The organism is Planctomicrobium stercoris, from assembly GCF_051465655.1.
Taxonomy (GTDB): Bacteria; Planctomycetota; Planctomycetia; order Planctomycetales; family Planctomycetaceae; genus Planctomicrobium.
Map to the genome: position 1 here is coordinate 5,077,000 of NZ_CP195791.1, position 22,668 is coordinate 5,099,667.

General features: G+C 58.3%; 19 protein-coding genes. 8 read left to right on the plus strand and 11 right to left on the minus strand.

Features of this window, described 5'->3' with window-relative positions; genetic code table 11:
* The first annotated feature begins 238 nt into the window (after positions 1–238).
* Positions 239–1,306: a protein arginine kinase gene (locus SH661x_RS20480; protein WP_437225507.1), complete on the plus strand. Its 1,068-nt coding sequence runs from the start codon at positions 239–241 to the stop codon at positions 1,304–1,306.
* Here the strand turns inward: SH661x_RS20480 and SH661x_RS20485 are convergent, their stop codons facing one another.
* The 3 genes from SH661x_RS20485 to SH661x_RS20495 all read right to left on the minus strand — a co-directional run bounded on the left by SH661x_RS20485 (position 1,307) and on the right by SH661x_RS20495 (position 4,495).
* A complete protein-coding gene (locus tag SH661x_RS20485) occupies positions 1,307–1,978 on the minus strand; it encodes a phosphopantothenoylcysteine decarboxylase domain-containing protein (RefSeq protein ID WP_437225509.1) in 672 nt (223 codons plus the stop codon).
* A gap of 96 nt (positions 1,979–2,074) precedes the next feature.
* Complete coding sequence (locus tag SH661x_RS20490) at positions 2,075–2,902, minus strand: uracil-DNA glycosylase family protein (RefSeq protein ID WP_437225512.1); 828 nt, start codon at positions 2,900–2,902, stop codon at positions 2,075–2,077.
* Positions 2,903–3,034: 132 nt separating this feature from the next.
* Positions 3,035–4,495: a family 16 glycoside hydrolase gene (locus tag SH661x_RS20495; RefSeq protein WP_437225515.1), complete on the minus strand. Its 1,461-nt coding sequence runs from the start codon at positions 4,493–4,495 to the stop codon at positions 3,035–3,037.
* Positions 4,496–4,700: 205 nt separating this feature from the next.
* Between SH661x_RS20495 and SH661x_RS20500 the strand changes: the two genes are divergently transcribed.
* The 4 genes from SH661x_RS20500 (at position 4,701) to SH661x_RS20515 (ending at position 6,725) form a co-directional block, all read left to right on the plus strand.
* A complete protein-coding gene (locus SH661x_RS20500; RefSeq protein WP_437225517.1) occupies positions 4,701–5,114 on the plus strand; it encodes a hypothetical protein in 414 nt (137 codons plus the stop codon).
* A gap of 21 nt (positions 5,115–5,135) precedes the next feature.
* Positions 5,136–5,948: an ExeA family protein gene (locus SH661x_RS20505; RefSeq protein WP_437225519.1), complete on the plus strand. Its 813-nt coding sequence runs from the start codon at positions 5,136–5,138 to the stop codon at positions 5,946–5,948.
* A 207-nt stretch (positions 5,949–6,155) separates the two neighbouring features.
* Complete coding sequence (locus SH661x_RS20510) at positions 6,156–6,350, plus strand: hypothetical protein (RefSeq protein ID WP_437225521.1); 195 nt, start codon at positions 6,156–6,158, stop codon at positions 6,348–6,350.
* A gap of 9 nt (positions 6,351–6,359) precedes the next feature.
* Positions 6,360–6,725 (plus strand): hypothetical protein, encoded by a 366-nt coding sequence (locus SH661x_RS20515; protein ID WP_437225524.1) that lies wholly within the window; start codon positions 6,360–6,362, stop codon positions 6,723–6,725.
* 281 nt (positions 6,726–7,006) lie between these two features.
* On the opposite strand, the gene SH661x_RS20520 is transcribed toward SH661x_RS20515, so the two are convergent.
* From SH661x_RS20520 to SH661x_RS20530, 3 genes are all read right to left on the minus strand, one after another.
* Positions 7,007–9,484, minus strand: a complete 2,478-nt coding sequence (locus SH661x_RS20520) for a helicase HerA domain-containing protein (RefSeq protein ID WP_437225527.1) — start codon at positions 9,482–9,484, stop codon at positions 7,007–7,009.
* Positions 9,485–9,526: 42 nt separating this feature from the next.
* Positions 9,527–12,799, minus strand: a complete 3,273-nt coding sequence (locus SH661x_RS20525) for a DUF4332 domain-containing protein (protein WP_437225529.1) — start codon at positions 12,797–12,799, stop codon at positions 9,527–9,529.
* A gap of 68 nt (positions 12,800–12,867) precedes the next feature.
* Positions 12,868–14,019 carry a hypothetical protein gene (locus tag SH661x_RS20530; RefSeq protein WP_437225531.1) on the minus strand — a complete coding sequence of 384 codons (1,152 nt, stop codon included), beginning with the start codon at positions 14,017–14,019 and terminating at the stop codon, positions 12,868–12,870.
* 501 nt (positions 14,020–14,520) lie between these two features.
* On the opposite strand from SH661x_RS20530, the gene ribA reads away from it, so the two are divergent.
* Positions 14,521–15,771: a GTP cyclohydrolase II gene (gene ribA, locus SH661x_RS20535; RefSeq protein WP_437225533.1), complete on the plus strand. Its 1,251-nt coding sequence runs from the start codon at positions 14,521–14,523 to the stop codon at positions 15,769–15,771.
* A 310-nt stretch (positions 15,772–16,081) separates the two neighbouring features.
* On the opposite strand, the gene SH661x_RS20540 is transcribed toward ribA, so the two are convergent.
* Together SH661x_RS20540 and SH661x_RS20545 are read right to left on the minus strand one after the other, a co-directional pair.
* Entirely contained in the window at positions 16,082–17,281 is a 1,200-nt protein-coding gene (locus tag SH661x_RS20540; RefSeq protein ID WP_437225535.1) for a class I SAM-dependent rRNA methyltransferase, read from the minus strand.
* A gap of 119 nt (positions 17,282–17,400) precedes the next feature.
* Positions 17,401–17,859 carry a response regulator gene (locus SH661x_RS20545; RefSeq protein ID WP_437225537.1) on the minus strand — a complete coding sequence of 153 codons (459 nt, stop codon included), beginning with the start codon at positions 17,857–17,859 and terminating at the stop codon, positions 17,401–17,403.
* A gap of 287 nt (positions 17,860–18,146) precedes the next feature.
* Between SH661x_RS20545 and SH661x_RS20550 the strand changes: the two genes are divergently transcribed.
* Both SH661x_RS20550 and SH661x_RS20555 read left to right on the plus strand, forming a co-directional pair.
* Positions 18,147–19,226, plus strand: coding sequence for a metal ABC transporter solute-binding protein, Zn/Mn family (locus SH661x_RS20550; RefSeq protein WP_437225539.1), 1,080 nt, complete (start codon positions 18,147–18,149; stop codon positions 19,224–19,226).
* A 114-nt stretch (positions 19,227–19,340) separates the two neighbouring features.
* On the plus strand, positions 19,341–19,919 hold the full coding sequence (locus SH661x_RS20555) for a hypothetical protein (protein WP_437225541.1): 579 nt from the start codon (positions 19,341–19,343) through the stop codon (positions 19,917–19,919).
* Between the two features lie 20 nt (positions 19,920–19,939).
* Here the strand turns inward: SH661x_RS20555 and SH661x_RS20560 are convergent, their stop codons facing one another.
* The 3 genes from SH661x_RS20560 to SH661x_RS20570 all read right to left on the minus strand — a co-directional run bounded on the left by SH661x_RS20560 (position 19,940) and on the right by SH661x_RS20570 (position 22,589).
* On the minus strand, positions 19,940–20,533 hold the full coding sequence (locus tag SH661x_RS20560; RefSeq protein WP_437225543.1) for a septation protein SpoVG family protein: 594 nt from the start codon (positions 20,531–20,533) through the stop codon (positions 19,940–19,942).
* A 135-nt stretch (positions 20,534–20,668) separates the two neighbouring features.
* Complete coding sequence (gene ispE, locus SH661x_RS20565) at positions 20,669–21,535, minus strand: 4-(cytidine 5'-diphospho)-2-C-methyl-D-erythritol kinase (protein ID WP_437225545.1); 867 nt, start codon at positions 21,533–21,535, stop codon at positions 20,669–20,671.
* 178 nt (positions 21,536–21,713) lie between these two features.
* Positions 21,714–22,589 carry an alpha/beta fold hydrolase gene (locus SH661x_RS20570; RefSeq protein ID WP_437225547.1) on the minus strand — a complete coding sequence of 292 codons (876 nt, stop codon included), beginning with the start codon at positions 22,587–22,589 and terminating at the stop codon, positions 21,714–21,716.
* Positions 22,590–22,668: the final 79 nt, after the last annotated feature.

Consider the following 22,668-nt stretch of genomic DNA (forward strand, 5'->3'; position numbering starts at 1 on the left):
AAGTCTCACACACGAGCTGGGACGGCCTCCCTCCTCCTGCTCCCTGTCCAATCTTGAACGAGGACGAATTCGGCCCGCTTCCAGGACTGTCGCGCGAACAAGTTTCTGAAGATCTGCTGTGAATTCGAATTCTGATCCCGTCCGCCGTTGCCAGCACGAGGCTGGTCCGCGAAAATACAAGTAACGAAAGTTTTCGCATCCGTTGCGAAAAGAGGAAGCATCAGGGGAGTATACGGCAGTGGATCTGGATGAATTGATTGGCACCAGCGGCGAATGGCTGCGCGGCACCGGCCCGGAGTCGGACATCGTCGTTTCCAGTCGCATCCGTCTGGCGCGGAATCTGGCCACCTTCCCGTTCCCCCCCCGGGCTGAGGAACCGGTCCGCAAGGAAATCAACGGAATCCTTCGCGAACATATCTCACACCTCTCCTGCACCCCCGCACTGGACTACGTCCCTGTCAACGAACTGGAGAAGGTCGACCGGCAGTTCCTCGTCGAACGTCAGTTGATCAGCCGCGAACACGCAGAATCCCAGGGGCCACGCGGCGCCTGCATCGGTCGTCAGGAAACCGTCAGCCTGATGATCAATGAAGAAGATCATCTCCGCATGCAGGTTCTCCGCAGCGGGTACGCGCTGGAGAGCTGCTGGGAAGAGATCAACCGGATCGATGACGAACTCGAACAACGGGTCGCCTTCGCCTTCAACGACGAGTTCGGCTACCTGACTTCCTGTCCGACAAATGCCGGAACCGGAATGCGGGTGAGCGTGATGCTGCACCTCCCGGCCCTGGTCATGACAAAGGAAATTCAAAAAGTCTTCCAGTCGATGCACAAGATGAGCCTGGCGGTCCGTGGCCTGTACGGCGAAGGGAGTCAGGCCATGGGGGACTTCTACCAGATCTCCAATCAGGTGACGCTCGGGAAGTCGGAAGACCAGATCATCCAGAACCTGAAGAAGGTGATTCCGGATGTTCTCTCCTACGAGCGAAAGGCGCGGCAGGCCCTGGTGAAAGGGGACCGGCAGCGGCTGCACGATCAGGTCTCGCGCGCCATGGGAGTGCTCAGCAGTGCTCGTCAGATCTCTTCCGAAGAAACGATGGAGCTGCTCTCCAGCGTCCGACTGGGAATCAATCTGGGACTGGTGGATGACATCGAAATTTCCACTGTCAACGAGCTGTGCATTCAGACCCAGCCGGCTCATCTGCAGAAGATCCGGGGCGAAGCTCTGGAGTCGGCGGAACGGAATGCGGCGCGGGCAGGACTGCTCCGCGAACGTCTTACCGGCCGGACCCCGCCGCAGAACTGATCAGTCCAGCGTTGATCGCTCGTCCGCAGAGTTTTCATCGAGCCAGCCCACGAGATTGGCGGCGACGAGCGATTTGCTGCCGGACCAGTTCTGGACCGTCTCTCCTGCGCGATCGATCAATTCGACCTGATTGACGTCTGCGCCGATCGCACTGGGAGCATTGAGGACGATCCAGTCACAGTTCTTGCGTCGCAGCTTCTGCAAAGCATTTTCCCGGGGGTTCTGCGCCTCGAGAGCAAAACCGACAATCCACTGCGTCGTCTTCAGCCGTCCCAGTTCCGCCAGCACATCATCGGTTTCGATCATCTCCAGCGTGATCGGTCCGCCGGTCTTCGAGAGCTTGCCGGTGATTCTCTGCTTCGGTTTGTAATCGCAGACAGCTGCGGCAGCGATCACTCCCTGGCATGTCGGGAACAACTTCAATGCGGCATCCCGCATATCAGATGTGGTCACGACGGAATGGAACTCGCATCCCGGCGGAGGCGGCAACTCGACTGGACCGCTGACCAAAACCACATCCCAGCCCAGCTTGATCCCTGCCTGGACGATGGCATACCCCATGCGTCCGCTGCTGGCGTTGGAGAGATACCGTACGTCGTCGAGGTATTCGCGGGTCGGCCCGGCGGTGACGAGCACGCGAAGTCGGGATGGGGAGGAATTGTCATTTGTCATTTGTCATTTGTCATTAAATGAGCGGGGCGGCCTGTCCGTGTCTCGCTATTTCAATTCCCCATTGACCAATCCTCAATCCCCAATGACAAATTCTTCTCAGCCCGCTGGCGGCGTCAGTCCCATTTCGGCCAGCAGGAACTTCATGTCGTCCCACACGGGTTTCTTAGCTGCCGGGTTCCGCAACAGATAGGAAGGATGATAGGTGCAGAGGACTTTTGCACGTCCGTGCTGGTAGAAACGCTGCCGCATCTTGCCGATGGCGTCTTTGGTTCCCAGCAGATTCTGGGCAGCACACGAGCCCCAGCAGACGATGTATTCCGGGTCAACAATCGCAATCTGGGCATCCAGGTACTCGCGACAATTGCCAGCTTCCGTCTCGGTTGGCGTTCGATTCTCCGGAGGCCGACAACGGAGAATATTGCAGATATAGATCTCTTCCCGCTGCCACCCGCAGGCTTGAATGATCTTCGTCAACAGCTGACCCGCCTTGCCGACGAACGGTTCTCCCAGACGATCCTCATCGGCGCCTGGAGCTTCTCCGATGAACATCACTTTGGCCGCTGCATTTCCGACACCGAAGACGGTCTGCGTGCGGGTACTCGCCAGCTGCGGACACCGGACGCAGCCTGCCACACAGGCGGCCACCTGACTCAGCTTCTCCTGACGAACCGGCAACGGATCATGGTTCTCTTCGAGATTGCTCACCGATGGAGCAGCCATGACCCGCGGTTCCGGCCGAGGTGCAGGGCTGGCGGGGGCGATGCGTTGAGCTGCCTGCAGTGGAGACGAAGCAGCCGAACGCGGTTCGGGACCGGGTGCAGCAGCTAATGGTCGCTCCGGCACTGCCACGCGAGGCAGGTGTGTCAGCCCGGCAGATTGCCAGTCTCGCAGCAATTGCCGGGCAGCACGTGAAAGATCGGTCATAGCACTGGTTCATTCCCGAAGGAAAATTGCCGCACTCAAAGAGTGCGGCGTACGTCACTCGCACTCTCCGAGTGCGAGCACTCACACGGTCTCGATCAATGACGGGAATTCACCCCGACATCCTTCCATCAATTAATCCGGCAACTTCTTGACCCGGATATTTTTGAAGTGCACAACGCTATGGGGGTCGTGTGCCTGCAACGCGAACGTGCCCGATCCGAAACGGCGGTTGGGGAAATTCGCATCTGGTTGGAAGTCATCCGGCTCGGTGTACTCGGCAGCGACCTTGCCGTCGACTTTGATCACGACGTGCTTTCCATTCACGGTCACTTCCTGTGTCCACCAGGTGTCGTCCGGAATCAGCTGCTGGTGCTGATCGGCCACAGCGTACAGACTTCCGGTCTTGCGGGGATCCTTCACATAGGTGTTGTTCACCTGAGTTTCGAAGCCGTAACCGGGCCACCCTTCTTCTTGAAACTTGGTGTGGTAGTAAATCCCGCCGTTGCTGTTGGGGGCCGCCTTCACATCCACTCGCAGCTGAAAGTTCTTGAACGGAGCCTGATCGCCCACGTAGAACAGGTGGCTGCGGGGGCCTTTGGCGATGATCTCGCCATTCTCAATGGCCCAGCTGTCCGGAGACTCGTTGATCTTCCAGTTCTCCAGGGTCTTTCCATCCCAGAGAGAGATGAAGTCTTCTTCCTTGTCATCCAGCTGCGCGACAGCATTGCGGACGGTCGCCAGACAGAGCTCGAGATCGGAAAGCGGGTTCTGCGGGTTCTCTTCGTATTCGATCGACATGGGGAGTTCATATCCCTGGTTGCGGAGTTCCCGCAGCAGGCCGACGACATTCAGGTCCCCTTCGCCCAGAATCGTGAACAGCTTCTTGGTGCTCTTCCCTTCTTCGTCGCGCACGGTGCGGACATCTTTCAGGTGAACCCCGAAGACCCGCTTGCCGAGCTTGCGGACAACCTCAACCGGGTCTTCATCGCTGCGCAGATAGTGTCCGGTGTCGACACACGCTCCGATCAGTGGATGCCGGTTTTCACAGACCTTCAGCACGTCTTCAACTTTTTCGTAGCGGTGTCCGGGGCCGTGGTTGTGAATCGCAATGGGAATCTGGTACTCCTCGACCAGCTTGTCGAGCATGTCGAACGTCTTCGCGTCCGGATTGGGATCGGCACTGATCGATTGCAGGCCGATCGCTTTGGCGAAGTCGAAAATCTCGCGGGCCTTCGACTCGTTTCCGTCGAACCCGACAACGCCGAACGACGTCAACTCCACGCCGGCGTTCTTCAGCTTCGTCTTCTGTTCGGTGACGTATCCCGGGACGGTGCTGATGGGAATGTGATTGGGAAATGCTTCCCAGTAATGCAGACCCAGCTTCTTGGTCATCTGCAGTGCGGTCTCTTCGTCAAAGTTCCGCAGGCTGTAACTCTGAAGCCCGATTTTGAAATCGCCATACGGATTTTCTGCCGGTTCGTCCGCAGCAGAGAGTGTCGCGGGCACCAGAAGCAGTCCCATCGCCAGACCGGCAGCAGTTTGCAGGCAGGCTCGGCGTGAGAACGGAAATTGGGAGACCAGTTTGTGCATCATGAGCAAATGTACCCCTCAAGCTTGAATCCAGAAAACTTGATGAAATTGAAGTATCGTCTGGCGAGATAGCGAGATTCAAGCTCGTCGACAGCGAAGAATCTGCCGATCCGGTATTTTCGTTAAGTTCTGCAGTTCATTCGCCGATGCTTGGAAGGGACGCGCTCGCGTTTCCCGCGCCGAATGTATGAAAACAGGATGCCGCCGTATGCTGCGGATACGCCAACAGTACTGGTTCTGTCTGGCCGCGATCTGCCTGGTCGGGTCGCTGGTCATGTTCTGGTCAACCGACATCCAGGTCGCTGAGGATGCGACGACACCGCCGGTACCGACCTCGAAGGATTCGGTGTTTCGGCGTCTGGGTGACCTTCCGGTCTCCGCCACATTCTCTGATCCTTCCCAGCCTGCCGCGATCGACCCTTCCGGGTTCGACGATTCCGAGCCGCTGCTGATTGCTCCGGCTGGCGTTCCGGGCCGAATGGCAAGCCTGCTGAACACCACCAGCCGCATCGTTCCACGCGAAAAAGTGACTCCCGCCGGGTTTCAGCAAACGCTGGCCTCGCCTGCCCCCGAACCTGTCTGGCTGTCAGGGCAGATCGAAATTCTGGACCCCGTCCGCTGATCCGAAGAAATCACCGACCCCATGTACGAAGCACATTGGCATCTCCTCCGACGACCGTTTGAAGACGGAGCCCAGCCCGAATTCTACTACGCGAGTCAGACTCATCAGACCGCTCTTCTGAAGCTGCGGTATCTGGTGGATCAGCGTAAGGGAATCGGCCTGATCGCCGGCGAACACGGCCTGGGGAAGTCCTTTCTGACACACGTGCTGGAGCGGGACACCCGGGACGATGGCATCGGGCCATTCTTCCGTCTTGTCTTCCCACAACTGAGCCCGGCAGGAACTCTCGCCTACTTCGCCAGTCGGCTCGGCAGCAGTGTCACCGCGAAAGACAGTGATGACGTTGTTCTGCTCGCACTGGAAAGACAGCTGCAGGCGTTTCAGGCTGAACAAAAGCACGTCGTTCTGCTCATTGATGATGCACATCTGCTCGAGGTACCACAGCTGCACCTGCTGCGGATGCTTCTAAACCTTCGCGAAGAAGGACGAAGCGATTTCTCCCTGATTCTCTCCGGTCGAACGGAGTTGCTTTCGCGCCTGCAGCGTGTCGCTGCACTCGACCAGCGGGTTGTGGTCAGGACCGCTTTGGAACCGCTGCATCAGGAAGAAGTCCTGCCCTATCTGCGGCACCGTTTGTCGGTCGCTGGCCGCTCCAGCAACATCTTCAACGAGCAGTCGGCACGGTCGATCTGGGAACTCTCGCAGGGGATCCCCCGCCGGATCAACCAGATCTGCGACCTGGCACTGCTGGTCGGATATGTCGACGAGCTGCAGTCGATCCAGGCTGTCGAGATCGAAGCCGCTGCTGAAGAACTGATGAGCGTGGCTGCGTAGCCATCGGGCCGGAAAACTGGGCTTCCCGAAAACGCGATCTCCCGCTATTTTTCCCCGCGCCGAGCGTTCTGCTCCGGCAGCCCCCCCCTTTTTCAAAGTCAATCCCCTACAAAAATCCAACCGTTTGCCCCCCGCCATGAAGGCTGGGTGTTGATTTGTTCATAATGTCGCCCTGAAGAGAGTGTGCATCGGCGGAAGTTTCTGCGAATGCCTTTCGACTTACGAGGCACCATTGAAAAATTCCAACCGCAGGAGGCGGATGTGGAACGAAAGCGATTCCCGACGATCATCGGCTTGCTGATGCTGACATTGCTTGTCGGTTGCGAGACGATCCGTCCATTGAATCCGCTTTCGAAGAGCCATGGTCTTCCGCCGCAAACCGAAAGCGATAGCGGAGACTGAGAAAGCCGCATGATGCGACTCCCCTTCAGTTCAAGCCTGATGCGGATTCTTCCGCTGCTGCTTCTCCTGGCATCTTCGGGATGCGAGGTGGGGCATCAATGGTTCTCCATGAGCAGCGATTCCCCGATGCCGTGGTTCGGCTTCGATCTCATGCCTCGGCGACGCACCAGCCAGGTTCTTCCGGACCATCGCGACGGAATTGATGCCACCCGGGAAGTCGCCACGAAAGCCCGTTCGCAGGATCAACGGGAACGACCACGCTCCGAACGCGTCTGGTCAAAAGAATTGCATCTCCCTTCGATTCCCGCGTACTTCAACGGCGAGGAAGAAGTCGAACTCTCCTTCAACGGCCCGAGCGGACCCTTCTCGAAGTAGACTCTCGCACAGCTGAGATTCTCTCGCTCCGAAGCCGCCACGTGAATTCGCTTCAAACAAAGAACCACGGAAGACACGGAACTCGCGGAAGATTTTCGTTGTTCCGTTCGAGCTTCATCTCTCAGAACTTTGACTCATTCGCAGGCGAGATCAGGAGTGGAACCTGTCTTCAAATCCACTGACGTTCAGTTGCCGGTCGTTTCCGTGAGTTCTGTGCCGTCCGTGGTTGAAGATCTTTCCATCCCGTCTCTGTGAGACCGGTCCATCTGATCTTCAATCCCTTAGGCCTTTACTTGCAGCAAACTCTCTTCGTATCCAATCTCCAGTCGTCCGCTCTCCGTGATCACGAACGGCATCCAAAGTAACGCGACTTCATCGACCGAGAGATCCGACTTACGGGGCTTCACCTCGTAGGGTTCCACCTTGATATTGGTCTCGGACAGGCTCTCTTTCAGCTGGTCGAGTTGTTCTTCCAGTTGTTCATTCAGCGAGGCCAGTTCTTTTTCCAGCTGATCACGAGTCTCTTCAGCGCGTTTGATGTCCCCCCGCTGTTCGGCAGCACGTGATGCCGCACGCATGCTGGTTGCTGCACGGTTCGCGTTCGTGGCGCTGAGCTTCTTTCGCCCGAACAAGGCTCCCAGAACAGACGAACCGAAGGTCATGGCAGCGGTCATCGTCGCGGAATTGGCCTGTTGCTTCTCCACTTCCACTTTTTGATCTGCCTTACGGATCTTCTCTTTGAGCTTGCTGACAGTCACTTCGTGCTGCTGGCGGAGTTTCTCCATCTTCAGGTCACGTGCCTCTCGCGCCTGGTGAGACAGCCGGGCGCGAAAGGCTCCGTCCTTGTCGTCCGGAGAGGAGTAGATCCCGAGGTCCGGACTGTAGCTGAGGACCAGATTCTGGGTGCGATAGAGGAAGTTCTTGAAGGATGTGGCCCAGCCTTTGTAGGAGGTGACCCGCAGGCATTCGCCTGGAAGTTCCGCATAATGTACTTCCGCGGGAGGAGGGTCGTTCGGAATGGATGCCGGGATAGGGTCACCGTCATCCCAGGGGTCCTTGGTGACGGAATCGTCGGAGATCGACACCAGCCAGGCAATGTCCTTCCAGCTGTCGACTTTCGATTTCGCATCGACATAGTGGGCTCGACCAACTGCCAGTAACGCGGGCTTGTAGAGCAGACGGGCGTCTCTCGACACGCCTCGCCCCACGGGCAAATGTCGTTGCCGAATCTCCGGCGGCAGGATCGGTGCGACCGGTTGAGCCCCTCCGGGAACGCCGGCCGCCACAACATTGGCCGCTACTGTCGCTGCCGTGCGGGCTGCGGTAACGACCGATTGAACGGCCGCCTTGAAGGGTGCTGTCAGGGTGCGGATCTGCTCACGGGTCAGCGGTCCCCGCAAATAGGAGAGAGCCCACCGACATTGGAAGACGATCGGGTGATCTTCGTGCACGTTATTCAGCAGAAAGACCCGGTTCTTCAAGCCAGAGAGAATCGTTTCAATCTTCTGACGATCGAACGCGACCCCCGCTGCTTCACTGGCTCCCTGCAGTCCGTCCAGCACGCGTAGCTTGTCCCGTTCGGCCTGCAGTCGACCGAGGAACCAGGTCCCGGCATTCGAAAGTGCCTTGTAGTCCAGGTCGACAGGATTCTGGGTCGCGAGGACCAGTCCCAGACCGTAAGCACGCGCCTGCTTGAGCAGCGTGAGCAGTGGTGTTTTTGAAGGTGGATTCGCTGTCGGTGGGAGATATCCGAACAGTTCATCCATGTAGAGGATCGCACGCAGGCTGGAAGTTCCCGGCTGCGACCGCATCCATGAGATCATTTCATTCAGCACGATCGTGACGAAGAACATTCGCTCCTGCTCGCTCAGATGCGAGATGGAGAGAATCGCCAGACGAGGCCGCCCTTCCTTGGTGTAGAGCAGCTTCTGAATGTCCAGCGGTTCTCCCTGTGTCCAGCTTGCGAAGGCCGGAGACGCCAGCACATTATTGATCGTCATCGCCAGTTGACGGCGGTCGGCAGCGGGGAAGATCGACTCCAGATCCATGACGCCGATCTTGTGAAACGGTGGAGTCTGAATCTCCCGGATCAGCTGGGCGAGGTCGAGATCCCGACCTTCCCTCCAGGCGGTCTCAAGGATGTTGGAAAGGAGAATGTGTTCGCGGCTGCGCAGTGGATCGGCATTGAGGCCCAGCAGAGTCAACAGTCCGGAGACAGCATTGGCCGTCCGTTCGCGAAGTGATTCAGAGTTCTCACGGATCGCAGGAGGAGGAGCATCCAGTGACTTCAATACCGTCAAAGGAATTCCCGCGTCGCTTCCGGGCGTGTAGATCGCGACTTCGGCGGCATCACGAAATCGACTGATCCGATCGGTCGGCTGGTCCCATGCTGCGAGTCCCTCTTTCCATTGCTGGGCCTGCTGGGCTGCAAACTCTTCAACCGTCATCCCCCGGCGAAGTGCTTCCGAGGATTCGATCCAGGGCTGAAAATCTCCGGCCCGCAGTTGCGGGAACGTGAGCATCAGATTTCCCAGATCTCCTTTGGGATCAATGATGATCGCCGGGATCTGATCGATCGCCGCTTCTTCCAGCAGGGTGATTCCCAGCCCGGTCTTGCCGCTGCCGGTCATCCCGACAATCACCGCATGGGTCGTCAGGTCTTTCGAGTCATAGAGGATCGGTTGGGGCGACGCCTGACCACTGGTGACATCAAAACTTCTTCCGAGGTAGAAGACCCCCAGCTGTTCGTAGTCAATCATGGTCAGTGTGTCTTGCGAGCGATCGGGAAGAGGGAGATGACGTTATGCCGCTTTCAGCGAAGGAGACTGGCGGGCAAAGTTGATCCAGTCGGTCACTTCAGCCAGATCGGGCACACGAGATGATCTTAACATGCGAACGCCGTCCCGCGAATTCACGAACGGTTCGACCAATGCGAACAGCTGGGTGGGGGACATGGCCGCGAGTGTTTCCGGATCGGTGATCTTGCAGGTGACAAGAACCTGCACATCATGGCCCCGAAGCTGCGGCACACGGCACATCAGATTCGCCTGCTGCTGCCAGGCCAGGACGTTTTCCGGAGTGACATCCCTACGGTTGAGACGCTGTGCAAGTTCTGTCGGTCGCGCTGCCAGCAGGTGCGAAACCCGTTCGACGCCGATGGCGTTCAGGCGTTCGGCCATGCGCGGGCCGATCGAAGGAGCATCCACGATCGGGCTGTCGAACTGCAGGTAAAACTTCCAGGTCGACTCGGCCCCTTCCGATTCCGACTGCGAATGAAGACGGACATGCGAAGTTGGTTCAACGACTGCGGCAGGCTGGATCATCCGCTTCCGGGGGCGGGCGTTCTGATGCCGCATGTGAATTTTTCGCCCTTCGGACCACTCCCGGGCGGCTTTCCATGAGCGGGCTGCACGTCCCCCTCGAACCCAGCTCTCCAGTTGAGAACGGGTCGGCCAGTCCGGTTGCTGCGAGAGCCACTGGACTTCATAGTCGCCTGCGGAACGGGACCGAAGTTGAGCCACGCGGTTCGAAAGCGTGGCCGCATCACACTCGGCCAACTCGCCTGGAGACAGAATTCCACAGCGGGTCAGCAACTGTGCATCTCGACCATTCAACCCGGGAACGCAGCACAGCAGTCGAGCTTCCGCCTGCCACAGACGTAATGTTTTGGCCGAAATCTGCAGACTGTCGAGCGGCATTTCAACGTTCTCAGGATCGAGTTCCACGAGTTCGCCGACATTGCGGACCCCCAGTGCCCCAAGTCGCCGGGCCATCTGCTCACCCAGCGAAGGAACGTGGCTGATCGAGCTGGCTGTCTGCAACCAGAACGGTTCATCCGGCTGAATGCGGTCCCGTGTCAATTGGCTGATCGTCGCCGAAGCGTCCGGCGAAACCGTTTCCCTGGTGGCCTGAGAGGATGAAATGGATGGCAGTTCGTGACGACTCGAAACCCAGGGAGTCCCCGGAAGGGCGAGCACCACCGCAGATCTTGAGGAGAACAGATTGACGAGGTGTTCCTGGCAAGTCAGGAACAGGATCTGATGAGACTGGGCAAACTCGCACAGGACATCAACAGCGGCTTTGAGTCGGTCTTCGTCGCTGTCCGCCAGAACGTCGTCGAGGATGAGCGGAAGTTCGGTTCCGCGACGCTGGAATTCGCGGCACAGTGCCAGCCGGAAGCTCAGCACCGCCTGCTCCAGCGTCCCGCGACTCAGGGCTTGTGCGGGAAGTTCGCCGTCAGCGGAATTCACCACCAGCAGCTCACCGGAGTTCGAATTCCACCGCATGCGGGGATAGCGGCCTTCCGTCATCTGGTTCAGGAACTTCGACGCTTCTGCAATCACCGGGGAGATCGCATCGGCATTCAGCTTCTGCTGAGTTCGCAGGAGGACCGTCTGCAGCAGCGTCAGCGACTGCCATTGCTCACGGGCGTCTGCAAGTTGCTGTTCGATGAGTGTAAATTCGTTCTGCAGATCTTGAGCGGTCCGGTCTCCGGAGAACTCTTTCGCGGCCCACAGGAGTTGTTGAAGTTCAAGGCGGGCCAGCCGCAGCTGTTCAGTCGTTTCAGCACGCTGTCCGCGAAAAGCGGCCCGTTTTGCAAGCAGATTGACTTCGAGTTGCTGATCCCCGGGACGTGCGGCCGATGTGATGACGGTCCGTTCCCGGACGATCACCTGCTGAGCGACTGGAGTTTCTGCCGTCCGGTCCTGCCACTGCGAGACCGCTTCGTCATGTCCGTCGCACTGACATCCTGCCGCTTCATGCAGGGTGCGATGATGCACCCGGTCAGCAGGCTTGCGTCCACGCTGCTGGAGAATCTCTTCACGTCGAAGCCGCAGTCGCTGGACTTGTCGCACCAGTTCATGCTCGCAGCGGTCGACCCCTTCACGCTGCGACTGCAGCAGGTCATGCTGATGGGCGGAGGTCTGTCGGCCCAGTTCCTGACAGATCAGCCAGACCTGTTCGCGGATGACGTCGATTCCCGCCTGCAGGTGAGCGGACTGAGGACCACACATACACGCGGCCGACTGCTGCAGGTGTGCCAGAATCAGTGAGAGATTCGTGGTCTGCGATTCGATGGCGGAGAGCGATTTCCGCTGGCGTTGCAGCGTGCTTTCGAAGTCCGGGATGTCCGCCCCCGCCAGTTCTGCTTTGGACATGGACAGAGTCATACGCGAAGCAGCAAGGTCTCGCAGCACCTGCTGAATGTGTGCAATTTCCTGATCAATCGCGGACAGCTTGGCAATCCAGTCTGCTTCCACGACCGGCGTCGGACGGGCAACGGTCTCCACGTCCTGCACTTTGGTTTCGCGTGTGGACCACAACCGATCCTGTGTTTCGGTCAGGTCCGTTTCGACAGCCTGAAGCTCACCATCCTGCCATGTTCCACGGGCGATGAGCGTTTCAATCCGCTTCCGGAGCGCCTGCAGTGAATGCTGCCACGCTGCGAGTTGCTGTGCCTGCAACTGACGAGTTGCAGCCAGTTCCCGGGCAACCCGATCCCGTTCCTGTTCCAGCGAGACCAGTGATCCCTGTGTCGGGGCGGTCCGGAAAAGTTCCGCCCGCTCTGCTTCCATGTCGCGGATCTTTGCGGAGAGCCAGGCCCCCGCGTTTGATCGCGAACCGAGGTCGATCCCCTGCTCGCGTGCGAATTCCACCAATCCCGCAAGGTCCAAGGCTCCATTGCCAGTCACGGCATAGAGAGTGGTCAGCACATGTTCGGGAATCTCTTTCAGTCTCTTTCGCAGATCCGAGACATCATTGGCGGTTCCCTGCAGCAACGAAATCGCCAGAGTGTCGGAGTGTCCAGACCGGGCGTGTCGGATTACTTCGAAACGTCCCGCTTCGTTTCGAAGTGTCACACTTCCCCCGGGCGTACCCTGCTTCAGCGGGGGAAGGAGCTTCGCCTTGCGAGCCTTGTCGTAGCCACTGAGGACTCCCGTCAGGAAGTGCATCAGTGTGGTTTTCCCAGAACCGTTGACACCGTGAATGACGCTCAGACCTTCGGAGAGTCCCGAGATTCTGCACTGGGAAAGCGTTCCAAAACCTTCGACATGTATCTGCTGAATTCGCATGTGAGTTTCCTGGGTTCCGCAGCTGCTGTCTGTGCTGGGTCTTCTTGAATCGCCCGTCGAGCAAGTGGCTACTGTTGGCTGGAAATGGTGCCCGCAATGGCTTCTGGTTGTCGCAGTTCACGCACCAGACGGATCCGGTGCCCGCGGAATTCGTGGTGTGTGAGAATGGGACCTCGCAGGCCCGCGGTGGCAAACCCCGGAACGCTGGCAGCGGCGGAAAAATCTGCGGTGCTCAGTTGTTCAAACTGCAGCAGCCCTTCGGCGATCGCCGGAGAACTGCTCCACAGGCGATACTGTTCCGGGGACGGATGCAGATGGACCTTCCAGTTCCAGATCCGGGACTCACGGCCAGCGGCATTTCGTATTTCCTGCAGAAGCAGCTGCGAATCCCGATTGGAAACCAGCTCTTCCCACAGCGGACTGACACCAGAGAGAATCCACTCAACACAGATCAGACGCGAGTCAGAGGCCTCAGTCTGCAAGCGACTCCGCCGTGCGATTTCATCCATCAGCGAGGCGTGGTTGGGATGCATCGCCAGGTCGATCGTTTCCGTTCTCCAGGTGACTGCGGCGGTCGGAAGGACCGAGGCCGTGGGACGTTCGCCGAGCGGACAGTTTACCAGCCGCATCCCTGTGAGCCCGGAGTCACCCAGACCGGTCCTCTGTACCGGAATGCACTCCAGTCGCAGCTTCTGGTCGCTGTTGTGGGAGGAAAGTTCGATCGCGGGTGAAGATGTCCCGGTGCCGCTGACTGATATGACCAGGTCACAAGAGGATCGGTCGACCTCGGGAGAAGACCTGAGTGTACGGTCGCCGGAACTGTGCTCCACCCGAATCTGCCGCGATTCGGCGTGGGTGAAGACGTTAATCATCTCGCCCGGCAAAAGGCAGGCGACGTCCGTTGGCCGCACCGACCAGCTCGGAAGCTGGGTTGTATCGCAAGTCGCCCAGACTGTGCAGACTCCGCCGGCTTGAAGCCTTCGAAACTGCTCCATGAGGAAACAGGCCAGTCGGGGTTCAGCGTCGAAGTCTGCGAGCGGACCCGTCAGCAGGAGTAGGTCGACCCGCAGCTGCAGTGCGGTCTCGAAGACTTTCAGTGCCGCACTTTCCCGGGCCTGATTGAAGATTTCCCGTTGCAGGGCCGGCAGTCTGCCGACAGATTCAAGCGGCTCATGCAGATTCAGATCTGCCGCTTGAAGAACGCGAATGGCGCTCCCCATGTGTTCGCCTCCATGCTGCCGCCCGACGCCCCCGCCACAATCGTGTCAGCCGACACGTCATCATTGCTTCGGAAACGGCATCCATCCTTGGTGTCATCGCTTCGGAAAGGGGAAATTCCCGGTTCCGTGCCTCCTGAACTGCTCCCGATTCCATCGGGACCGGCAAAAATTACCAGTTTGCAGAATTTGCAACAAGACGAATCCGGAAGTGCATCAGGGCGTTCGCCAGATTCAACTTCGGGAAAGTCCAGAGCAGAGAGTCCAGAGTCGAGCCCCTGTCTCAGGGGACTGTGGCGGCGATTCGGGGAGATTTGTGGTTTGAAAGCTGTGTTTATCGCCGCCGGAACGCCACACTGTCGTGCGATTCGCTCCAGAGTCAGAAAATCGCTGAAGTTCTTGCTCTGGACTCTCGTCTCCCGACTCTCGACTTCTCCTCATTCGTGCTTCCCTGCGATCTCTGCCTATAATTGGACAGGTCCCAGACTGAGCGCCGAGAGAGACATGACTGAAGAACCGAATGTGATGACCGGACTGAACACCCTGGAAGACGCGATCAAGCAGCTGCAGGCCGGGGGAATGGTCGTCGTTCTGGATGCCCAGGAACGTGAAAACGAAGGGGACCTGATCTGCGCCGCGGAATCGATCACCCCGGAAATGATCGACTTCATGCTCCGCAAAGGAGCTGGGGTTCTCTGTGCCCCCATGACTCAGGAGACGGCCGACCGGCTGCGACTCTCCCCGATCGTCGATCGGGATTCGAATACTTCTGCCCACCAGACTCCGTTCCTGATTCCCCTCGACCATCGCGAAAGCGGAACCGGAGTGAGCGCGGACGCCCGGGCCCGGACTCTGCGGGCACTCGCTGATCCTCACAGCCAGCCGCAGCATTTCGTCAAGCCCGGACACGTTTCACCACTGCTTGCCCGCGACGGCGGATTGCTCCGACGCGCCGGACACACGGAAGCCACCGTCGACCTCCTCAAGCTGGCCGGACTGACTCCGGTCGGCTGCCTCATCGAAGTTTGCAGCCAGCGCGGTTCCGGCATGGCGGATATGGACGAGCTGCGGGATCTGTGTCGCGAGTTCGATTTGCCCATGATTTCCATCGCCCAAATCATTCAATATCGCCGCATCCGGGAGAATCTCATCCACCGTGAAGTGGAAGTGACGATTCCGACTGAAGATTTCGGATCACCCAAATTCATTTCCTACCGTGTCGAACACGATGACCAGGAACCGCTGGCGATTGTCTGGGGCGATCTGAGTTCAGACCCCGCTCCGCTGGTGAGAATGCACTCATCTTGCTTCACGGGGGATATTCTGGGGTCGCTGCGTTGCGATTGCGGTGACCAGTTGCATATGGCCATGAAGATGATCGAAGAAGCCGGCTGCGGCGCGCTGGTCTATCTTCCGCAGGAAGGTCGGGGCATCGGCCTGGCTGCCAAGCTGAAGGCGTATCAGTTGCAGGATGAAGGTCTGGATACGGTGGAGGCCAATCATCGACTCGGCTTCAAAGCAGACCTGCGCGACTACATGGTTGGCCTGCAGATTCTGAAAGACCTGGGACTGAAGCAGGTGCGGATTCTCACCAACAATCCCAAGAAAACCGAAGCGTTCGAGCAGTGGGTCGATCTGAAAGTCGTCGAACAGGTGCCGATCATCGCTCCGCCGCATGAGAAGCGGAGCCGCTACATGGACACCAAGCGATTGAAGATGGGGCATCTGCTGCCGCCGTCCGGCTCGGCCCCGTGAAACCGGTGTCGACGGCGACGCTGAAGAGGTCTAACCACGGAAAGCACGGAACTCACGGAAGATGAATTCTGTGGACATCAGCTCTTCGGTGGTACTCGAGAACGAGGTTGAGTCGTCAGCACTCGACGTGAAGTCAGAAGCGGCAGTCATGCTGAAGATGCTCCTCTTTCGATTAGATAGGCGTCATCTCTCACAGACCGAGTTGCCACGCCAGCGTAAAATTCCGTGACTTCCGTGCTTTCCGTGGTTCATTTTGAAACTCTGAAAATCAGTTGCGATACCCACGCAGTGCAGACACCGACGACTGACATTACTCCACCCGGCAGACCGTGCATTTCAGGTAGTTCGTCTCCAGGCAGGTGACCGCAACTGGGTGATCCGGAGCCTGTCCACGCTCTTCGAGAATCTGCACGCGACGACCGGTCTCGAGACTCGCCCGTGAGATGATCTGCTGAAAGTCTTCTCGCTGGACGTGACCGGAACAGCTGCAGGTGATCAGAATTCCGTCCGGGTTGAGTGCTTCCATTCCCAGTTTGTTGAGTCGCACGTAGGCTTTGGCGGCTCGCTCCAGCCCGCTGCGCGAACGGGCGAGCTTCGGAGGATCCAGCACCACGACATCATATTTCTCGCCCGCAGCGACCTGAGCCTCCAGAAACTCGAAGGCGTCTTCGCAATGGAAGGCAATGCGATCCGAGAGTTCATTGCGTTCCGCATTTCGCTGAGCAAGTTCCAGAGCTGCTGCTGAGGAATCGACAGCAACCACTTCACGGGCGTTCCCCAGTTTCGCTGCTGCGAGTGCAAAAGCTCCGGAGTAACAGAAAGCATCCAGCACGCGTCCACCGCGAACATACGTCTGCATCAGACGCCGATTGTCCCGCTGGTCGTAGTAGAAGCCGGTCTTCTGGCCCGCCTGCAGGTCGACGGAAAACCGGATTCCGTTTTCTTCAATTTCCAGAGACGGCGGGGGGACTTCTCCAGCCACCAGTCCATCTTCAATCTCCAGACCTTCCATCGCCTTGATCCCTTTTTCCGTTCGCAGCCACAGGCCACGCGGAGAAACGAGCGACTGCAGTTCGTCAAGGATCGCTGCCTGACGCTGCGCGAGGGCAGCACTGGTCCATTGCACCACCAGCCAGTCATCCACCCGATCGACGCTCAGACCGGACAGACCATCGGATTCGCTGAAGATGAGTCGGCATGCCTTTTCTGCGGGGGTGCCGGCGAACAACTTCTGTCGAAACTGAACGGCACTGCGGACCCGTCCTCTCCAGAACTCGTCGTCCAGCGGCTGCTGCTCGTCCCAGGAATAGAGCCTGACCCGGATGTTGCTGTGGGGATTGAAGAGTCCGCGAGCAACGAACTTCCCCTCCTGAGAACGGACCAGCACCTCGGTCCCGACATCCGGGCGGCCCGAAACGCTTCCCACAGCACCGGCAAAGACCCACGGGTGCTGACTGAAGAACGGGAGCGCCCGACGCGGCTTGAGGATCACAATCGGAGTGGTGGACATGGTCTGAACGATTTCTCAATGCGAATGGGGAAGTCGGTCATCACCCCGGGGCGATTCCGATTCGTCGAAAGATTCAATCGCCGAAGCGATCCGGCGCGAACGGTGAGACTGGCTGGCAGCTACTGCCGTGGATTGGAGGCATCCACTTCCGCGAGATAGGCGAGGAGACGGTCTCGCTCGCTGGTGAGATGGCGGACGCGAAGCAGCGATCGGACGCGGGTTTTCAATTCGAGTCGATGGACCGGCTTGGTCAGAAAATCATCCGCTCCGGCGTCGACCGCTTTCTGAATGTCTCCCATTTCCTTCAGCGCAGTCACCATCAGGACAGGGATGCGGCGGGTCGCTTCGTTCTCTTTGAGCTTCTGACAGACTTCATAGCCGCTCAGCTTGGGCATCATGATGTCCAGCAGCACGAGATCCGGCATCTTCTCCAGGGCCACTTCCACCGTCTGCTGCCCGTCCGCTGCCATCAGGATTTCGTGACCGTCATCACTGAGGTAGGCCTCGAGCAGCTCACGGTTCTGCTCGTTGTCGTCTGCGATCAGAATACGACCGACGATTGGTTCCTGATTGTCCATGGTGGGTTGCTCAACAGAATGACGCACTGCGTGAAATGGCTCCATTCTACTAACGTCCTGAAATTACGGAAGAAGGGGCAGCGGGAATCTCCTCATTTGGCCGGGATTGAGATTTCCCCGCAAGCGCACGAAATTGAGGATTTGCGGCAGATTCCATGGGAGCTTCCTGATGCGATAGCCAGTTTTTCCAGCATTTCAGCTTTTCGGCATTTGACCCCAGCGAAACGTTGCCTCTATTCTTCACCCCCGGACGCTCGCCGATCCTCCAGACCTGAGGTCCATTTCTCTTGTCAACACTCCCTCCGCTTCCGATCGACGTCAGCAGCGTATTCCCTTCTCGAGGAGACCGCTGTTCCTCGTTCCGCCGCAGCCTGTTGCTGGCGGCAGGCCTGTTCGCTGCTCTCGCTGGATGTGAACGGGAAAGCACCACCGGACAGAACGCCAATGCCAACGCAGATCCGGCGAAGTTGAATGTTGTCGTGACCACCAGCATGGTGGGTGACCTCGTCCGCAGTGTCGCAGGAGACCATGCCCATGTGACGGGACTGATGGGAGAAGGAGTCGACCCCCATCTCTACCGCCCGACGTCTCGCGACCTGGGGCTGATGATGAAGGCCGACGTCATCTTTTACTCCGGACTGGGGCTGGAGGGAGCGATGCAGTCCGCCTTTGAACGCGTGAAAAAAAGCGGCAAAACCGTAGCAGCGGTCACCAGCGGTCTGCCGGGGGATCAGCTGATTCACTCTGCCAATTTCGCCGGCCATCCCGACCCTCATGTCTGGAACGATGCTGCCTTGTGGGCCGAATGCCTGGATGAAGTTGTCCAGGTTCTCAGTCGTGCCGACGCAGCCCATGCTGAGGAATTTGCGAGCAACGCAGCCAAGTACCGGGCCTTGCTGGAAAAGCTGGATCAGTATGCGCGTGACTGCATCGGGAGTATTCCGGCAGAGTCCAGATATCTGATCACCGCACATGATGCCTTTGGTTACTTTGCACGCGCCTATCAGATCGAAGAGAAGTCTGTTCAGGGAATCTCCACGGAGTCTGAACCGGGAGTGCAGGACATCAACGACCTGGTCGACTTCCTCGTCAAACATCGTGTCCCGGCACTGTTCGTCGAAGCGACTGTCAATTCCGCCAATCTGCGAGCTGTGATCGAAGGAGCCCAGCAACGAGGCTGGATTGTGAAAGAAGGGGGAACCCTTTTCTCGGATTCCACGGGAGCCCCGGGAACCTACGAGGGAAGTTACGTCGGAATGTTCGATCATAACGTGACGACGATTACTCGCGCCTTAAACGGAGAAGCTCCCGCACGGGGCATGGAAGGCCGACTGACAGTCGGCAAAGGGAGTGCCCAGTCACCGTAAGCACTGGCTACGGAGCATCTTAAGTCGCATCAGATCGATCTTGCGGGATTCCTGGATTCCTGCGACACTCCCCGCCCATCCTTCCCCTCCCACTCCAAGTCGCGTTCAGAATCCGTGGTCTCACGTCGACTTTTCCTCACTGGATCACTTTGCAGCCTGCTGGGATGTGCCCTGCCCGGCGGCTCGCGATCGACGAGCGCGCCGATCCCGGTGTCGAATCCGCTGCTGGTGGCGACTTCCAACGAGGAACTGGTCTGGGAACGGGCAATCGATGTGCTCCATGACTTCCAGTTCGAAATCGGGCGGGAGAACCGACTGGGACGGGTGATCGAGACGGTCCCGAAAGTGGGGTCCGGGCTCTTTGAACCCTGGCATCACGATTCCGTGGGATTCGAGAACCGGCTCGAAAGCTCCATGCAGTCGATTCGCAGAATTGTCATCATCAGCCTGCAGCCGGACGACGGCGGTCAGGGATATCTGGTGAGCGTCACCGTGCTGAAAGAGATCGAAGATCTGGTCGGAGTGGCTGGCAACTCCGCAGGGGCAGCGACTTTTTCGGAAAGCACTCCGCTGATTCGAGACCTCTCCCCGGTGGTGGGTCAGTCGAGTCCCTCAACGTGGCTCCCGCTTGGGCGTGACGGTCTGCTCGAAGAAGCCATCCTGACCCGCCTGCGGACCGTCTATTCCTGGTAGTTGCCGAATTCACTGCCGGCTCAGAGTACCCCTTCGCCGAATCCCTCCATGCGGGCGGGTTGCGTGGGAGAGTCGCCGGAATCGGTTGAAGGTTGAGGATCCTCTGCGATTGCAGCATCCCAGTTTTCAGGCGTCAGCGCCTGTTCTTTCCGTGCAAACTCTTCATCCCAGCGATCCGCATCGACCCCTTCCAGATCGAACTCGCCGAAGTCGTCGTAACGGGAGACATACCCGGGCTGCTGGGAGAGAACCAGCTCTTCATCGTACGCTGAGAGTACCCGCTGCTGAATCTGGTCCCGGCATTCGGAATTGATCGGATGAGCAATATCCGCGTAGAGCTTCGCCTTTCCTTCCACGGACTTGGCCGACCGGTTTTCGGAAAGTCGAATGCCGCACTGCGAACAGAATGCGGAACGCAGGGGGTTCTTGTTTCCGCATCCGCGACAGCGATCGGTCAGCTTCCGGCTGGGCATTGCCACGAAGGCGCCGCGGCTCCCTTTAATGATCTTGAGATCGCGCACGACGAAGGCCCGGTCAAAGGTGATCGAGCAGAACCCCAGCAACCGGTCCTGGACGCCGTCCATCAGTTTGATACGAACTTCAGTGATTTCCATCACATCCTCCGTGAAGTCGTCAGTGAAAAAATGGACCCGCTTCCTGAGAGGAATGAGCGCCAGGCTTCTCACGGAACCTTTGCGTCATACCCTCAGGTCTTTCAGTCACCAGCGAGATCTCCTGCACATGTTCCTTCATACTCCTGAAGAAACCACAAACACCTGTCCCATTCGCCAGCTCCGGCACCTGCCGGCAAGGGTTCTGGCCTGTCGTGCCGTTCGACAAATTGCAAAGCAGGCAGAGCCACTTCCTGTCATTCCCGCTTTCAAAACATCCTGCCGCTGCAGTCGGGCCAGCAGCTGATCAATTTCCGGATTTAAACGTCTTGCAGGTTCCTGCAGGTCATTTTCGATCACACTCGTTTGCACAGGAGTGCTGGACGTCACCTGATCCCGAGACCACTGCTGAAAGACCTTCGCAGTCGAGAGTCCGCTGGGCGGTTTGATGATCACTGCGCTGAAGGGTTGTGGAAGCGGCACTGTTTCAATTTTCTCACCCCGCCCGGTACAGAGTGCCGCTGCCTGTGAATCGAGAAAGAAATTGACGTCGCTTCCCAGTCGCGCCGCCAATGCATGCAGCTGTTCCGGGTTGAGCTGCAGGTTCCAGAATTGATTCAGCCCAACAAGCGTGGCAGCAGCATCGCTCGAGCCCCCGCCCAGACCTGCTTCAGACGGGATCCGCTTCCACAAGGTGATGTCCGCTCCCCGCCGAGCTCCGGTTTCAGCCTGCAGAAGTCTGGCGGCTTTGATCACCAGATTTCGATCGTCGACAGGAATCTCGTTGACGGGGGAAGAATTGACTGACCGACACAGCGAGTGAACTCGCAGCGAAAGGCTTTCCTCCGCAGGAGCAAATCGTAATGTGTCGTACAGTCCGACAGACGCCATCACAGTCTGAAGTTCGTGGTATCCGTCATCCCGACGCCCGAGAACCTTGAGTGACAGATTGATCTTGGCCGGAGCCAGAACAAACAGAGAATCTCCCTGCGGTAATAACCGCATCGGTCTGCCTTCTGATTCGAACACAAAGGAGGTGACGCTGTGGTGCGAGATTCGCAAACGGCCGAGTGATCTCGAATCCTGATGGTAAGGCAGCCGGTCGGGAAGTCAACAAAATTTGTCCTTTCAACGCGATCTGTTGAAAGTCCATTCTGATGCGATTTTGCAACACTCCGGGCGGTTATTCGCCCAGAAATGCACGCAGCTCCGGCACCATCCGCTCATGAGCATCTTCGAAGACATAATGCCCGGCATCCGGGTAGCGCACCGTGCGGGCCTGAGGAAAGCGTTCCTCCCACTCATCCAGAAACGCAGTCGTGAAACACCAGTCCTGCTCCCCCCAGATGAAGAGAAACGGATGGTCTTTGAATTGTGCCAGACCCTGTTCCACGTCGACCAGAGTCTGATAACTCGGATGAGCGGGCTCAAGCGGAATCTCTTCGACGAAACGCTGCACCGAGATCCGATTCGCCCATGAGTCGTACGGAAGCAGGAACCCTTTCTTCACAGCAGGTGACATCGGCTTCGTCACAGCCATGGTGATGGCAGCGGCTGCAAAGAGGTTGAATCCTCGAACTCCCAACGGTCCCAGCACGGGTGTCCGGCAGACGGCAATCCGTAACGGGATTCTCTGCGACCGGAAGGCTGCTGTATTCATCATCACGAATCGGCGAAACCGCTGCGGCGTTCTTCCCGCTGCTCCCATCCCGATGCAGCCTCCCCAGTCATGCCCAAGCAGGGTGATGTCCTTGAGGTCCAGATGCTCAATCAGGCGCTGCAGGTTCTGGATATGTTGAGCGATGTGATAACTGTAATTCTGCGGCTTATCCGAGAGTCCCATTCCAATGTGATCGACCGCGATGCAGCGATACTGGCTGGACAGAGCCTTGATCAGGTTTCTCCAGGCGAAGCTCCAGGTCGGATTGCCGTGCACAAAGAGCAACACAGGGCCCGTCCCTTCATCGACATACGAATATCGCAGCCCGTCGATCTGCATCGACTTCGGGGTGAACGGATATTCCTGGAGCACGTCGGCGGGAAGTACGGGAACGGACACGAGCAGCAGACTTTCCAGTCACAAGATGAAACAGGGGAACACGTACTTTAAGAAGCTGAACGCGTTTTGCCACGCACTT

Bases quoted from the DNA above. Each gene is read 5' to 3' on its own strand.
- SH661x_RS20545 (WP_437225537.1), bottom strand. From the start codon at position 17,859: ATGGACAATCAGGAACCAATCGTCGGTCGTATTCTGATCGCAGACGAC.
- SH661x_RS20505 (WP_437225519.1), top strand. From the start codon at position 5,136: ATGTACGAAGCACATTGGCATCTCCTCCGACGACCGTTTGAAGACGGA.
- SH661x_RS20485 (WP_437225509.1), bottom strand. From the start codon at position 1,978: ATGACAAATGACAATTCCTCCCCATCCCGACTTCGCGTGCTCGTCACC.
- SH661x_RS20540 (WP_437225535.1), bottom strand. From the start codon at position 17,281: ATGTCCACCACTCCGATTGTGATCCTCAAGCCGCGTCGGGCGCTCCCG.
- SH661x_RS20490 (WP_437225512.1), bottom strand. From the start codon at position 2,902: ATGACCGATCTTTCACGTGCTGCCCGGCAATTGCTGCGAGACTGGCAA.
- SH661x_RS20495 (WP_437225515.1), bottom strand. From the start codon at position 4,495: ATGATGCACAAACTGGTCTCCCAATTTCCGTTCTCACGCCGAGCCTGC.
- SH661x_RS20525 (WP_437225529.1), bottom strand. From the start codon at position 12,799: ATGCGAATTCAGCAGATACATGTCGAAGGTTTTGGAACGCTTTCCCAG.
- SH661x_RS20510 (WP_437225521.1), top strand. From the start codon at position 6,156: ATGCCTTTCGACTTACGAGGCACCATTGAAAAATTCCAACCGCAGGAG.
- SH661x_RS20520 (WP_437225527.1), bottom strand. From the start codon at position 9,484: ATGATTGACTACGAACAGCTGGGGGTCTTCTACCTCGGAAGAAGTTTT.
- SH661x_RS20515 (WP_437225524.1), top strand. From the start codon at position 6,360: ATGATGCGACTCCCCTTCAGTTCAAGCCTGATGCGGATTCTTCCGCTG.
- ribA (WP_437225533.1), top strand. From the start codon at position 14,521: ATGACTGAAGAACCGAATGTGATGACCGGACTGAACACCCTGGAAGAC.
- ispE (WP_437225545.1), bottom strand. From the start codon at position 21,535: ATGCGGTTATTACCGCAGGGAGATTCTCTGTTTGTTCTGGCTCCGGCC.
- SH661x_RS20530 (WP_437225531.1), bottom strand. From the start codon at position 14,019: ATGGGGAGCGCCATTCGCGTTCTTCAAGCGGCAGATCTGAATCTGCAT.
- SH661x_RS20500 (WP_437225517.1), top strand. From the start codon at position 4,701: ATGCTGCGGATACGCCAACAGTACTGGTTCTGTCTGGCCGCGATCTGC.
- SH661x_RS20560 (WP_437225543.1), bottom strand. From the start codon at position 20,533: ATGGAAATCACTGAAGTTCGTATCAAACTGATGGACGGCGTCCAGGAC.